14 protein-coding genes and 1 pseudogene are annotated in these 13,051 nt (G+C 69.7%); 9 read left to right on the top strand and 6 right to left on the bottom strand.

Translation table 11 applies throughout. The features are described 5' to 3' along the window. Window positions 1–33 precede the first annotated feature (33 nt). Together purS and purQ are read left to right on the top strand one after the other, a co-directional pair. Window positions 34–273 (top strand): phosphoribosylformylglycinamidine synthase subunit PurS, encoded by a 240-nt coding sequence (gene purS, locus H7I87_RS05990; RefSeq protein WP_003875786.1) that lies wholly within the window; start codon window positions 34–36, stop codon window positions 271–273. Continuing rightward, window positions 270–944 carry a phosphoribosylformylglycinamidine synthase subunit PurQ gene (gene purQ / locus H7I87_RS05985; protein ID WP_023900284.1) on the top strand — a complete coding sequence of 225 codons (675 nt, stop codon included), beginning with the start codon at window positions 270–272 and terminating at the stop codon, window positions 942–944. The genes purS and purQ overlap by 4 nt, the downstream gene beginning before the upstream one ends. Before the next feature lie 11 nt (window positions 945–955). Here purQ and H7I87_RS05980 read toward each other — a convergent pair whose 3' ends face one another. From H7I87_RS05980 to H7I87_RS05960, 5 genes and pseudogenes are all read right to left on the bottom strand, one after another. Then, a complete protein-coding gene (locus tag H7I87_RS05980) occupies window positions 956–1,417 on the bottom strand; it encodes a hypothetical protein (RefSeq protein WP_033719295.1) in 462 nt (153 codons plus the stop codon). Between the two features lie 84 nt (window positions 1,418–1,501). Beyond that, on the bottom strand, window positions 1,502–2,323 hold the full coding sequence (locus H7I87_RS05975; protein ID WP_023900282.1) for an Rv0792c family HTH-type transcriptional regulator: 822 nt from the start codon (window positions 2,321–2,323) through the stop codon (window positions 1,502–1,504). A 120-nt stretch (window positions 2,324–2,443) separates the two neighbouring features. Continuing rightward, window positions 2,444–2,910: pseudogene (locus tag H7I87_RS05970) on the bottom strand (cupin domain-containing protein). 6 nt (window positions 2,911–2,916) lie between these two features. Next, complete coding sequence (locus H7I87_RS05965; RefSeq protein ID WP_003875791.1) at window positions 2,917–3,714, bottom strand: family 1 encapsulin nanocompartment shell protein; 798 nt, start codon at window positions 3,712–3,714, stop codon at window positions 2,917–2,919. Then, complete coding sequence (locus H7I87_RS05960) at window positions 3,711–4,727, bottom strand: Dyp-type peroxidase (protein WP_162014686.1); 1,017 nt, start codon at window positions 4,725–4,727, stop codon at window positions 3,711–3,713. The genes H7I87_RS05965 and H7I87_RS05960 overlap by 4 nt, the downstream gene beginning before the upstream one ends. A gap of 37 nt (window positions 4,728–4,764) precedes the next feature. Here H7I87_RS05960 and H7I87_RS05955 point away from each other — a divergent pair, with 37 nt between their 5' ends. Both H7I87_RS05955 and H7I87_RS05950 read left to right on the top strand, forming a co-directional pair. Next, window positions 4,765–6,072 carry a M18 family aminopeptidase gene (locus H7I87_RS05955; protein WP_033726588.1) on the top strand — a complete coding sequence of 436 codons (1,308 nt, stop codon included), beginning with the start codon at window positions 4,765–4,767 and terminating at the stop codon, window positions 6,070–6,072. 19 nt (window positions 6,073–6,091) lie between these two features. After that, window positions 6,092–6,439 carry a VOC family protein gene (locus tag H7I87_RS05950; protein WP_003875793.1) on the top strand — a complete coding sequence of 116 codons (348 nt, stop codon included), beginning with the start codon at window positions 6,092–6,094 and terminating at the stop codon, window positions 6,437–6,439. On the opposite strand, the gene H7I87_RS05945 is transcribed toward H7I87_RS05950, so the two are convergent. After that, window positions 6,440–6,661 carry a hypothetical protein gene (locus H7I87_RS05945; RefSeq protein ID WP_003875794.1) on the bottom strand — a complete coding sequence of 74 codons (222 nt, stop codon included), beginning with the start codon at window positions 6,659–6,661 and terminating at the stop codon, window positions 6,440–6,442. It abuts the gene before it with no gap. Between the two features lie 128 nt (window positions 6,662–6,789). Between H7I87_RS05945 and purL the strand changes: the two genes are divergently transcribed. The 5 genes from purL (at window position 6,790) to purM (ending at window position 12,978) form a co-directional block, all read left to right on the top strand. After that, on the top strand, window positions 6,790–9,087 hold the full coding sequence (gene purL / locus H7I87_RS05940) for a phosphoribosylformylglycinamidine synthase subunit PurL (protein WP_019685434.1): 2,298 nt from the start codon (window positions 6,790–6,792) through the stop codon (window positions 9,085–9,087). A gap of 19 nt (window positions 9,088–9,106) precedes the next feature. Then, a complete protein-coding gene (locus H7I87_RS05935; RefSeq protein WP_023869771.1) occupies window positions 9,107–9,757 on the top strand; it encodes an Rv0804 family intramembrane glutamic endopeptidase in 651 nt (216 codons plus the stop codon). A gap of 12 nt (window positions 9,758–9,769) precedes the next feature. Beyond that, complete coding sequence (locus tag H7I87_RS05930) at window positions 9,770–10,159, top strand: sterol carrier family protein (RefSeq protein WP_023861906.1); 390 nt, start codon at window positions 9,770–9,772, stop codon at window positions 10,157–10,159. Window positions 10,160–10,296: 137 nt separating this feature from the next. Then, entirely contained in the window at window positions 10,297–11,823 is a 1,527-nt protein-coding gene (gene purF, locus H7I87_RS05925; protein WP_003875798.1) for an amidophosphoribosyltransferase, read from the top strand. A gap of 60 nt (window positions 11,824–11,883) precedes the next feature. After that, window positions 11,884–12,978 (top strand): phosphoribosylformylglycinamidine cyclo-ligase, encoded by a 1,095-nt coding sequence (gene purM, locus H7I87_RS05920; protein WP_003877203.1) that lies wholly within the window; start codon window positions 11,884–11,886, stop codon window positions 12,976–12,978. The last annotated feature ends 73 nt before the right edge of the window (window positions 12,979–13,051 follow it).

Here is a 13,051-nt window from a genome sequence, read left to right as displayed (position 1 = left end):
GGCGCGGAAAACGCCAACACAGGAGGAGCGCCGGTGGCCCGGGTGATCGTGAGTGTGATGCCCAAAGCGGAGATCTTGGACCCGCAGGGTCAGGCGATTGTCGGCGCACTGGGCCGGCTCGGGCATTCCGGGATCTCAGATGTGCGGCAGGGCAAGCGATTTGAGCTCGAGGTCGATGACAGCGTCGACGATGCGGCGCTCGCCGAGATCGCCGAAACGCTGTTGGCCAACACCGTGATCGAGGACTGGACGATCAGCCGGGAGACGCAGTGACCGCACGCATCGGGATCATCACCTTCCCCGGGACGCTCGACGACGTGGACGCCGCGCGGGCGGCGCGACGGGTCGGTGCGCAGCCGGTCAGCCTGTGGCACGCCGACGCCGACCTCAAGGGCGTCGACGCGGTGGTGGTGCCCGGCGGCTTCTCCTACGGCGACTATCTGCGGGCCGGGGCGATCGCCCGGTTCGCCCCGGTGATGGCCGAAGTCGTCGACGCCGCCCGCCGCGGAATGCCAGTGTTGGGTATTTGCAACGGTTTTCAGGTGCTCTGCGAGGCCGGGCTGCTGCCCGGCGCGTTGACCCGCAACGTGGGTCTGCACTTCATCTGCCGCGACGTGTGGCTGCGGGTGGCCTCGACGTCGACGGCGTGGACGTCGAGGTTCGAACCCGACGCCGATCTGCTGGTGCCGCTGAAATCCGGTGAGGGGCGCTACGTCGCCCCCGCCGACGTGCTCGACGAACTCGAGGGCGAGGGACGGGTGGTGTTCCGCTACCACGAGAACCTCAACGGTTCCCAGCGCGACATCGCCGGCGTCAGCTCCGCCGACGGCCGTGTGGTGGGGCTGATGCCGCATCCCGAACATGCCATCGAGGCGCTGACCGGGCCTTCCGACGACGGCCTGGGCCTGTTCTATTCGGTGCTGGACGGCGTGCTCGCCGGCTGAGCGCCGGGACGTCAGCCCGCGTCGCGCAGCAATGGTGCGTGCGCCGGCGGTGCGGCGGGGTTCAACTCCTCGAAGAGTTCGGTCGCGTCCGCGATCGTCTCGTCGAGAAAAGCGGCGAAATCGGTGAAGCCGACGCCGTTTCGGATCCATTGCGACTTGCGCGCCGTGACGCCGATCCGCTGCGGATCCGACGAACCGTGCACGATCGCGGTGACGCGCCGGCCCAGACGGTTCCACCGGTCGGAAAAGTGGGTCAGCCACGGGCGGTCGGACGCGGGGAAGTAGTACCCCGGGCTGACCCGGATGATCAACACGTCGTCGTGCGCGGGCGAAATCTCGAAGCGGACATGCAGCCGCCGCGGAGCGGCGGTGACGAAGAAGTATTCGCCGTCGTGGTGGCCGCGAAAATACCGCCGGCCGCGCGTGCGCAAGTAGCGCTCCACCAGGTTCGCGCAGCTCTGCTCGTTCGTCATGACGAACATGCTGCCGCCGGCGAATTTGCGGACGCTGGGAGCCAACCGGTGCGCCACCGAAGAATCTGTTGAGAATTCGCTGAGTCAGCCACTCCGCTCCACGATCCCGGCGCCGGGTCCGGGCACCGTGCGCGGCAGCGTGACCGAAAACCGGTACCGCTCCGGACGATAGTGGAATTCCACCACCTCGAGCGGGGTGTCGTCATGGCCGTAACTGGTGCGTTCGAGCACCAGCACCGGCGACCCCAACGGCAGATTCAGGGCGCCGGCCACTTCCACGGAGGCGCCGGCGGCGTGGATCTCGTAGCTGGCTCGGGCGATCGGGGTGTCGAGTCGCCGCTCCCACATGGTGTAGGTGCTTTCCATCGCCCGCCCGGTCTGCGTGTCGGTCGCGCTCTTCAGCAACGGTTCGACGGCCTTGCCCAACCCCGGCGGCAGGTAGGCGATCATCAGGGCCAGCGGCTGCTCGCCGTCGCGGAAACGCCGGTGCACGCAAAGGACTTTGGTCAGGTGCAGCGTTTCGGCGATGCGTTGCGGGGCGTCCTCGACGCGATGCGACAGCACGTCGACGTTCGGGGTGATGCCCGAGGCGGCCAGCACCTCGGTGATGGTGCGCACGCCGGGCCCGAGTTCCTGCTTGACCGGGTTGGCCACGAAGGTGCCCAGGCCCTGGCGGCGCACCAGCCAGCCCTGGCGTTCGAGCAGCCCGACCGCCGCGCGCACGGTGACCCGGCTCACCCGGGTGCGATCGACCAGCTCTCGCTCGGTGGGCAGCCGCGCACCGCGAGGCAGCCGCTGTTTGACGATGGCCGCCTTGAGCGCTTCGGCGAGCTGGGTGCTGGCGGGCACGCTGCCCCGGGAGATCCGCAGGTCGGCGGCGTCGAGGTCGAGCTGGTCGGGGACCACGAGATGTATTAAAACGTCTCATTTGCTGGCCGTAAAGCGCGAGCACCGCAAGCACGACCGCCGTCGCCAGCCGGGTAGGCGGAAATATTGGCGTACAACGGGTTTCGGGTCGCCGTGGCGTCAGTCGGGATCGGTCAGCGGATACAGCGCGGGCAGGTTGACCACGATGGCCTCCTGGGTGCTGCGCGCGATTACCACCTCGGCGGTGGTGTGCGGGTCGGGGTTTTCCTCCCGGTGCGGCAGGTAAGGCGGGATGAAGACGTAGTCACCGGGCGCGGTGGCGATGCGGACTTCGTGGACACCGTCGTGAAAGACGAACTCCGGGTTGCCGGTTCGCACATAGATCGCCGTCTCGGATTCGCCGTGGTGGTGGTTGTCCGACGCCGATCCGGGAACGCGTGCGTCTCACCCATCCACAGCTTTTCCGACCCGACCGAGTTGCCGGACAGCGCGGCGAAGCGCCGCAGGCCCTCCGACTGTGCGGTATCGGAGCTGAGCTGTGACGCCTTGACGTGATACACGCGGTTGCGCGCGACGTGCGGTGTCGCGTCGTCGAAGTCCGGGTGAAATCCGTCCGCGGTGGCCATTGGTTCTCACGAGGTGAGCGGGACGGCGGCCTCGGCGGTGTAGCACAAGAAGGTCAGCGTCTCCTGCAGGTACAGCTGCACGGTGTCCGCGTCGTGACTGGTGTAGCCGATCGACACGTCGGTCCCGAGTTGCAGGTCGAAGTCGCCGCCGCGGGTGGTCAGCACGAAAGCACCGTCGATGGCCGGCGCCCAGATGATGTCGCCGGGAACCAGCCGGTCGATGTGTTCGAGGATCGGATAGCCGTGTTCGGTGGTCTCGCTGACCTTGGTGTAGACGTCGGCGGACAGCAGCACCGAGTAGGGGCCGTCGACACCGGCCAGCCGGAGTTCGGAGATCGCCTGGGTGATCACGTCCGGAATCTCGCGGGGGTCTGCCGGCAGGGCCAGCGGCTTGTTCGAGCTGGCCGAACGGATGCCGTCGATCGACGCGGCCGCGTAGCCCTCGAAGATGGCCCGGTCTTCCACGAACGCCAACTTCTTGGCGGCCTCCTTGACCGGATCCCAGTCGGAGTCGTTGGCGCCGCGCTCGACGTTGTCGATCTCGTAACGCGACAAGGTGAACGGAACCCGCAGCCGGACAAGGGGTTTGCTGGCCCGCAGGTGGGCCACCACACCGTTGGTGGGTGCCTCGACGTCGATCAGTCGGCCGGTGCTGACCGCCGCGGCGGCCGGACCGCCGGGCTCGCTCACGTCGACCACCCGCCGGCCGGCGACATGGCGCTTGAAGGTCCGGCTGGCCTCCAATTCGATTTCACCCCAAGCGGCTTCGGTGACCGGTGCCAGATCGCGGTAGAGGTTGTTCATCGAGTTGTTCCTTTCAAGCTGCCGATCGACAGTGAGCCGTTCCGCGCCGGGGGTGCCGCCGGCGTCCCAGGCGCGGGCAGGGGTGGCGGGTCGTCGAGGAAATCGACGGTGGGAGAGAAGAACAGTCCACCGGTGACCGCGGTGGAGAAATCGAGGATGCGATCGGTGTTGCCGGGCGGGTCGCCGAGGAACATGTTGCGCAGCATCTGTTCGGTGACTCGCGGGGTGCGCGAGTAGCCGATGAAATAGGTGCCGTATTCGCTCTTGCCGAGTTCGCCGAAGGGCATGTTGTGCCGGACGATTTTCAGCTCGGTGCCGTCGTCGTCGGTGATGACGTTGAGCGCGATGTGGGCGTCGGCGGGTTTGACGTCGTCGTCGAGTTCGATGTCATCGAGCTTGGTGCGCCCGATCACGTTCTCCTGCTCGGTGACCGACAGCGCGGTCCACGCCGACATGTCGTGCAGGTACTTCTGCACGTGGACGTAGCAGGAGCCGGCGAAGTCGGGGTCCTCGTCGCCGATCGCGGTGGAGCTGACGGCCAGTGCGCCGTCGGGGTTTTCGGTGCCGTCGACGAACCCGAGCAGGTCGCGGTTGTCGAAGTACCGGAAGCCGTGCACCTCGTCGACGACGGTGACGGCGCCGGCCATCGATTTCAGGATCCGGTCGGCCAGTTCGAAACAGACGTCCAGGCTTTCGGCCCGGATGTGGAACAACAGGTCCCCGGGTGTGGCGGGAGCGGTGTGCCGCGGCCCGTGCAGCTCGACGAAGCGGTGCAGCTCGGCGGGGCGCGGCCCGGAGAACAAACGGTCCCAGACGTCCGAGCCGATCGAGGCGATCGCCGACAACCGTTTCTGCGGCTCGCGGAAACCGATCGCGCGCACCAGCCCCGAGATGTCCTGCAGCGCCTCGTGCACGGTCGCCTCGCCGCCGTCGTCGACGGTCAGCACGAGGAAGATCGCCGCCGGGGTGAGCGGCGCGAGGATGGGCTGTGGCTGGACGGGGGGCACGTGGATGACCCTAACGTGAACGCCGTGACGGCGGACAGCCATGATGTTCACCATGTCCGGCGGGCCTCGAAACCAGACGAAGTCCTCAGCGAGTGCGCAAGGGCTCTGCGAGTTCATCGACGCCTCTCCGTCGCCGTTTCACGTCTGCGCCACGGTGGCCGCTCGGCTGATCGCTGCCGGGTACACCGAACTGGACGAGGCTAAACACTGGCCATCGCAGCCCGGCCGCTACTTCACCGTGCGGGCCGGCTCCCTGGTGGCCTGGGATTCAACCGGCGCCGACGGCCCGTTCCGGATCGTGGGCGCGCACACCGACAGCCCGAACCTGCGGGTCAAGCAGCATCCCGACCGGACGGTCGCCGGGTGGCGGGTGGTGGCGCTGCAGCCCTATGGCGGCGCCTGGCTCAACTCGTGGCTGGACCGCGACCTGGGCATCAGCGGACGCCTGTCGGTGCGCGACGGTTCCGGGCTCAGCCACCGGCTGGTCCGCATCGACGAGCCGATCCTGCGGGTGCCGCAGCTGGCCATCCATTTGGCCGAGGACCGCAAGTCGGTGACGCTGGATCCGCAGCGGCACCTCAACGCGGTGTGGGGCGTCGGCGAGTCGGCGCGGTCGTTCGTCGACTACGTCGCGGCACGGGCCGCGGTGGCGCCGGGCGACGTGCTGGCCGCCGACCTGATGACCCACGACCTGACGCCCTCGACGCTGATCGGCGCCTCGGAGAACGGAACGGCCGACCTGCTCAGCGCGCCCCGGCTGGACAACCAGGCCAGCTGCTACGCGGGCCTGGAGGCGCTGCTGGCGACCGAGCCGAGCGGGCCGCTGCCCGTCCTGGTCCTCTTCGACCACGAGGAGGTCGGGTCGTCCTCGGACCACGGCGCGCACTCCGACTTGTTGAGCACCGTGCTGGAGCGAATTGTGTTGGCGGCCGGCGGTACTCGGCAGGACTACCTGTCCCGGCTGCCGGCCTCGCTGCTCGCCTCGGCGGACATGGCACACGCCACCCACCCCAACTACCCGGAGCGCCACGAGCCCGGCCACCCGATCGCCGTCAACGCCGGACCGGTGCTCAAGGTGCACCCGAACCTGCGCTACGCCACCGACAGCCGCACCGCCGCGGCCTTCGCGCTGGCCTGCCGGCAGGCCGGGGTGACGCTGCAGCGCTACGAGCACCGGGCCGACCTGCCGTGCGGGTCGACGATCGGTCCGCTGGCCGCGGCGCGCACCGGCATCCCGACGGTCGACGTGGGCGCGGCGCAGCTGGCGATGCACTCCGCGCGCGAGCTGATGGGCGCGCACGACGTCGCCGCGTACTCGGCCGCGATGCACGCGTTCCTTTCTCCCGGTTAGCGGCATAGGCTCGGCCGGTATGGGGCTCAACGTGGAGATGGTGACCTTCGACTGCCGGGACCCCGCGCGGCTGGCCGGCTGGTGGGCCGAGCAGTTCGGCGGAACGACGCACGACATCCTCGCCGGCGAGTTCACCGCGGTGAGCTTCCCCGAGGGGCTGCGGCTGGGGTTTCAGAAGGTGCCCGATCCCACGCCCGGGAAGAACCGCGTGCACCTCGATCTCGGTGTCGCCGATCTCGACGCCGAGGTGTCGCGGCTGACGGCGGCTGGAGCGAACGAGGTCGGCCGGCACCAGTTCGGTGAGAGCTTTCGCTGGGTGGTGCTGGCCGACCCCGAGGGCAATGTGTTCTGCCTGGTGCGCCCGTAGCTAGAGGCGCTTGGCCAACAACTGCTCGGCCATCTGGGCGCCCTTGCGGCTGTCCGACTGCGCTTTACGGAACAGCTCGGCGACGTCGTTGTCCCCGTCGCGCTCGGCGTCCTGAATGTAGGTTTCCAGCCGCAAGGCGTTGTCGAGACACTTCTCGGTGAACCAAATGAGGTTGTAGTTCTTGTCTTTGGTGCCGGTGACATGTCCGGTTTCGACTGTCATTGTCTCCTCCGTTTTGCGTTCGTCCTCGGACACAGGGCGGCTACCCGCCCACCCTGCGGACAAACCTTCGCCGCGGGCTGGCCCCGGCAGCGGCGCCGGCAGGGCCGGTGCGCCATAGACTGGCGGGCGTGACTGTCTCCCCGACGAGTGCGCCCACCCAGGCGATCGACACCGTCGAGCGCGCCGCGACCACCCCCGACGAGCCGCAGCCCTTCGGCGAGTTGGGCCTCAAAGACGACGAATACCAGCGCATCCGCGAAATCCTGGGCCGCCGGCCCACCGACACCGAGCTGGCGATGTACTCGGTGATGTGGAGCGAGCACTGCTCCTACAAGTCGTCCAAGGTGCACCTGCGCTACTTCGGGGAGACCACCACCGACGAGATGCGCGCCGGCATGCTGGCCGGCATCGGCGAGAACGCCGGCGTCGTCGACATCGGCGACGGCTGGGCGGTCACCTTCAAGGTGGAATCGCACAACCACCCCTCCTACGTCGAGCCCTATCAGGGGGCGGCCACCGGCGTCGGCGGCATCGTGCGCGACATCATGGCGATGGGCGCGCGCCCGGTGGCGGTGATGGACCAGCTTCGGTTCGGCGCCGCCGATGCGCCGGACACCCGCCGCGTGCTCGACGGCGTGGTGCGCGGCATCGGCGGCTACGGCAACTCGCTGGGCCTGCCCAACATCGGCGGCGAGACCGTCTTCGACGCCTGCTACGCCGGCAACCCGCTGGTGAACGCCATGTGCGTCGGGGTGTTACGCCAGGAGGACCTGCACCTGGCCTTCGCCTCCGGCACGGGCAACAAGATCATCCTGTTCGGCGCCCGCACCGGGCTGGACGGCATCGGCGGGGTATCGGTGCTGGCGTCGGACACCTTCGATGCGGAGAACTCGCGCAAGAAGCTGCCCTCGGTTCAGGTGGGCGACCCGTTCATGGAGAAGGTGCTCATCGAGTGCTGCCTGGAGCTCTACGCCGGTGGGCTGGTGGTCGGTATCCAAGACCTGGGCGGTGCCGGATTAGCTTGCGCCACTTCTGAATTGGCGTCCGCCGGGGACGGGGGGATGGAGGTCCGGCTGGAGGCCGTGCCGCTGCGCACCGCCGGCATGACGCCCGCGGAGGTGCTGTGCAGCGAATCCCAGGAGCGGATGTGCGCGGTGGTCACACCGGAGAACGTCGACGCCTTCCTGGCGGTGTGCCGCAAGTGGGACGTGCTGGCCACCGTGATCGGCGAGGTCACCGACGGCGACCGGCTGCGGATCACCTGGCACGGGCAGACGGTGGTCGACGTGCCGCCGCGCACCGTCGCCCACGAAGGCCCGGTGTACCAGCGACCGCTCGCCCGCCCCGACACCCAGGACGCCCTGAACGCCGACAGCTCGGCACGGCTGCCCCGCCCGGCCACCGGCGCCGAGCTGCGGGCCACTTTGCTTGCGCTGCTTGGCAGTCCGCACCTGTGCAGCCGCGCGTTCATCACCGAGCAGTACGACCGGTATGTGCGCGGCAACACCGTGCTGGCCGAACACGCCGACGGCGGCGTGCTGCGCGTCGACGAGACCACCGGCCGCGGCATCGCCGTGTCCACCGACGCCTCGGGCCGCTACACCATGCTCGACCCCTACGCCGGTGCGCAGCTCGCGCTCGCCGAGGCCTACCGCAACGTCGCCGTCACCGGCGCCACCCCGGTCGCGGTGACCAACTGCCTCAATTTCGGCTCGCCCGAAGACCCCGCGGTGATGTGGCAGTTCGCCCAGGCGGTACGCGGGTTGGCGGATGGCTGTGTGGCCCTGGGGATTCCGGTGACCGGCGGCAACGTCAGCTTCTACAACCAAACCGGGTCGGCGGCGATCCTGCCCACCCCGGTGGTGGGAGTGCTCGGCGTCCTCGACGATGTGAGCCGACGGCTGCCCACCGCCCTGGGCGCCGAGCCCGGCGAAACCCTGATGCTGCTCGGCGAGACCCGCGACGAGTTCGACGGCTCGGTGTGGGCACAGGTGACCGCCGACCATCTGGGCGGTCTGCCGCCCAAGGTCGACCTCGCCCGCGAGAAGCTGCTGGCCGAGGTGCTGCGCGCGGCGTCGCGCGACGGCCTGGTGTCCGCGGCGCACGACCTGTCCGAGGGCGGCCTGGCCCAGGCCGTCGTCGAGGCTGCCCTGGCGGGCGAAACCGGTTGTCGCATCGTTCTTCCCGAGGACGCCGACCCGTTCGTGACGTTGTTCTCCGAGTCGGCGGGCCGGGTGCTGGTGGCGGTGCCGCGCACCGAGGAGAGCCGGTTCCGTTCCATGTGCGAGGCGCGGGGACTGCCGGCGGTGCGCATCGGCGTCGTCGACCAGGCCTCCGACGAGGTCGAGGTGCAGGGGCTGTTCACGGTTCCGTTGGCCGAATTGCGGCAGACCTCCGAGTCGGTGCTGCCTCGGCTGTTCGGATGAACATCCGCCGCCAAACCTGATGCGGCCCAGCGTTTTTCGTCGAACCGCCGCGCTGTCGTTGGCCGGCGCCCTGGTCGGCTGGAGCTTCGCCGGCCCGCGGCTGCCGGCCGGGGCTCGCATGGTGCTGCAGGCCGGGATGGGTGCCGCGCTGGTGGTGCTGACGCGGGCGCCGCTGGGCCTGCACCCGCCGCGGCTGTGGGCCGGGTTGCGGTGCGGGGCGGCGGTCGCCGGCTGTGCGGCGGGCGCGGTCGCCGCGACCACTCTGGTGCCCGCGGTGCGCGAGTCGATGGCCGGGCGCGAGCCGCCGGCCCCGGCGCCGGACTGGCTGCTGCTGCGCATACCGGTGGGCACCGTCTGGTCGGAAGAGGCCGCCTTTCGCGCGGGGCTGACTACCGCCGGCTCCGCCGCGTTCGGCAGACGCGGCGCAATGTTGTTGCAGGCCATAGCCTTTGGGCTCTCACACATCGCCGACGCCCGTGCCATCGGCGAGCCGGTGGCCGGCACCGTGTTGGTCACCGCCGTCGGGGGCTGGTTCTTCGGCTGGCTCACCGACCGTTGCGGCAGCCTCGCCGCCCCCATGCTGGCGCACCTGGCCGTCAACGAGGCCGGGGCGATCGCGGTGCTCGCGGTGCGGCATCGTTCCGGGCGAAACGCGGCCCCACGAATCTGAGACCCTGGGTCTATGGCGCCCCGCGACAAGCCCGACCCGGCCAAGACCCGGCATGCGGTACTGGCCGTCGCGCAGTGGCTGCGGGACGAGTCCGCTCCCGAGCCCGCCCGCGACGAGGTGGCGACGGCCGTTCGGCTCACCGCCCGCACCCTGGCCGCGGCGGCGCCCGGCCGCAGCGTGGAGCTGCGCATCCCGCCGTTCGCCGCGGTGCAGTGCATCCCCGGGCCCGCCCACACCCGCGGCACGCCGCCCAACGTGGTGGAAACCGAACCGCGGACCTGGCTGCTGCTGGTCACCGGCAAGCTGGCGTTCGCCGACGCCAGGCGCACCGGTGCGCTGCGCCTTTCCGGCTCCCGCGCCGGTGAGATCGAACACTGCCTGCCCCTGTTCGACGTGGGCTGAACATAACCCTGAAGTGCAGGTTTACCCCGGCGGGCCGGGATTTCGCCGGTCAACACGCCCGGCGGATTCGGCGGCGCGGCCGCGCTGCCCGTAGACTCCGTTACGTCACCAACCGTTCCCCGGGGAGCCGCCCAATCGTGACCGTCGCCGAACCCGAGCAGGACTTCAACGCACCCCGCGAGGAATGCGGTGTATTCGGGGTCTGGGCCCCGGGCGAGGAAGTCGCCAAACTCACCTACTACGGCCTCTACGCGCTGCAGCATCGCGGGCAGGAGGCCGCCGGCATCGCCGTCGCCGACGGATCCCAAGTGCTGGTGTTCAAGGACCTGGGCCTGGTCAGCCAGGTGTTCGACGAGCAGACGCTGGCCGCGATGCAGGGCCACGTCGCCATCGGGCACTGCCGCTACTCCACCACCGGCGACACCACCTGGGAGAACGCGCAGCCGGTGTTCCGCAATACTGCGGCCGGCACCGGAGTTGCGTTGGGGCACAACGGAAATCTGGTCAACACCGCCGAGCTGGCCGCGCGGGCCCGCGACGCCGGGCTGATCGCCAAGCGCGCGCCGGCCCCGGCGACCACCGACTCCGACATCCTGGGCGCGCTGCTGGCGCACGGCGCCGCCGACTCCACCCTGGAGCAGGCCGCGCTGGACCTGCTGCCCACGGTGCGCGGCGCCTTCTGTCTGACCTTCATGGACGAGAACACGCTCTATGCTTGCCGCGATCCGCATGGGGTGCGGCCACTTTCGCTGGGACGGCTGGACCGCGGCTGGGTGGTGGCCTCCGAGACCGCCGCGCTCGACATCGTCGGCGCCTCGTTCGTGCGCGACATCGAACCGGGCGAACTGCTGGCGATCGACGCCGACGGGGTGCGCTCCACCCGGTTCGCCAATCCCACCCCCAAGGGCTGCGTCTTCGAGTACGTCTATTTGGCGCGACCGGACAGCACCATCGCCGGCCGGTCCGTGCACGCCACCCGGGTCGAGATCGGCCGGCGGCTGGCCCGGGAACGCCCCGTCGAGGCCGACTTGGTGATCGGCGTGCCCGAGTCGGGCACCCCCGCCGCCGTCGGCTACGCCCAGGAGTCCGGCATCCCCTACGGGCAGGGGCTGATGAAGAACGCCTACGTGGGGCGCACCTTCATCCAGCCGTCGCAGACCATCCGTCAACTCGGTATCCGGCTCAAGCTCAACCCACTTCGCGAGGTGATCCGCGGCAAACGGCTCATCGTCGTCGACGACTCCATCGTGCGCGGCAACACCCAGCGGGCGCTGCTGCGGATGCTGCGCGAGGCCGGCGCCGTCGAGGTGCACGTGCGCATCGCCTCGCCGCCGGTCAAATGGCCCTGCTTCTACGGCATCGACTTCCCGTCGCCGGCCGAACTGATCGCCAACGCGGTCGAGGACAAACACGAGATGCTCGAGGCGGTGCGGCACGCCATCGGCGCCGACTCGCTGGGCTACATCTCGCTGCGTGGCCTGATCGCAGCCTCCGAGCAGCCGGCGTCGCGGCTGTGCACCGCCTGCTTCGACGGCCAGTACCCGATCGAACTGCCCGGCGAGACGGCGTTGGGCAAGAACGTCATCGAGCACATGCTCGCCAACGCGGCCCGGGGCGCCGGGCTCGACGACCTGGCGGCCGACGAAGTGCCCGTCGTCCACTGAGCGGCTCGTTCGCCGACGTTTGATACCGGCGGTCAGCGCCGACCGGTAGCCTTTATCGCGATGACGGATCCCGGAAAAAGCCCCGGACGCCACTCGGGCAGTCAGGGCATCACCTACGCGTCGGCCGGGGTGGACATTGAAGCCGGCGATCGCGCTGTCGAATTGTTCAAGCCGCTGGCGACCAAGGCCACGCGACCCGAGGTGCGCGGCGGCCTGGGCGGATTCGCCGGCTTGTTCGCGCTACGCGGCGAATACCGCGAGCCGCTGCTGGCGGCCTCCACCGACGGCGTCGGGACCAAGCTGGCGGTCGCCCAGGCGATGGACAAGCACGACACGGTCGGGCTGGACCTGGTGGCGATGGTGGTCGACGACTTGGTGGTGTGCGGCGCCGAGCCGCTGTTCTTGCAGGACTACATCGCGGTGGGCCGCACGGTGCCGGAACGGTTGAGCGCCATCGTCAGTGGCATCGCCGAGGGCTGCGTGCGGGCCGGCTGCGCGCTGCTGGGCGGGGAGACGGCCGAACACCCGGGCCTGATGGAACCCGACCACTACGACATCTCGGCCACCGGCGTCGGCGTGGTCGAGGCCGACGACGTGCTGGGGCCGGATCGGGTCAAACCCGGCGACGTCATCATCGCGATGGGCTCGTCGGGTCTGCACTCCAACGGATACTCGTTGGCCCGCACGGTGTTGCTCGAGATCGACCGGATGAACCTGGAAGGCTATGTCGAGGAGTTCGGCCGCACGCTGGGCGAAGAGCTGCTCGAACCCACCCGCATTTACGCCAAGGACTGCCTGGCGCTGGCCGCCGAAACCCACGTGCGCACGTTCTGCCACGTCACCGGTGGGGGACTGGCCGGCAACCTGGCGCGCGTCATCCCGCACGGGCTGGTCGCCGAGTTGGACCGCGGCACCTGGACCCCCGCGCCGGTGTTCGCCATGATCGCCCAGCGCGGCCGGGTGACCCGCGAGGAGATGGAGAAGACGTTCAACATGGGTGTCGGCATGATCGCCGTCGTCGCCCCCGAGGACACCGACCGGGCCCTGGCCATCCTGACCGCCCGGCACCTGGACTGCTGGGTGCTGGGCACCGTGGGCAAAGGCGGCAAGGCGGGGCCGCGGGCCAAACTCGTGGGCCAACACCCGAGATTTTGAACGAGATTTTGAAATAGCCGCGCCGCGGTAGAACCAACGCGGCGCCGGTGCAGTACGCATCGGCGCCGGATTG

Source organism: Mycobacterium timonense (assembly GCF_025821985.1).
Taxonomy (GTDB): Bacteria; Actinomycetota; Actinomycetes; order Mycobacteriales; family Mycobacteriaceae; genus Mycobacterium; species Mycobacterium avium.
Note: the sequence above shows the minus strand (reverse complement) of the source record. Positions and strands in the feature narration are given on the sequence as shown.

Excerpts from the sequence above, each read along its gene's own strand:
- H7I87_RS05980 (WP_033719295.1), bottom strand. The coding sequence starts at position 1,417 with ATGACGAACGAGCAGAGCTGCGCGAACCTGGTGGAGCGCTACTTGCGC.
- H7I87_RS05965 (WP_003875791.1), bottom strand. The coding sequence starts at position 3,714 with ATGAACAACCTCTACCGCGATCTGGCACCGGTCACCGAAGCCGCTTGG.
- H7I87_RS05955 (WP_033726588.1), top strand. The coding sequence starts at position 4,765 with ATGTTCACCATGTCCGGCGGGCCTCGAAACCAGACGAAGTCCTCAGCG.
- H7I87_RS05950 (WP_003875793.1), top strand. The coding sequence starts at position 6,092 with ATGGGGCTCAACGTGGAGATGGTGACCTTCGACTGCCGGGACCCCGCG.
- H7I87_RS05945 (WP_003875794.1), bottom strand. The coding sequence starts at position 6,661 with ATGACAGTCGAAACCGGACATGTCACCGGCACCAAAGACAAGAACTAC.
- H7I87_RS05935 (WP_023869771.1), top strand. The coding sequence starts at position 9,107 with ATGCGGCCCAGCGTTTTTCGTCGAACCGCCGCGCTGTCGTTGGCCGGC.
- H7I87_RS05930 (WP_023861906.1), top strand. The coding sequence starts at position 9,770 with ATGGCGCCCCGCGACAAGCCCGACCCGGCCAAGACCCGGCATGCGGTA.
- purM (WP_003877203.1), top strand. The coding sequence starts at position 11,884 with ATGACGGATCCCGGAAAAAGCCCCGGACGCCACTCGGGCAGTCAGGGC.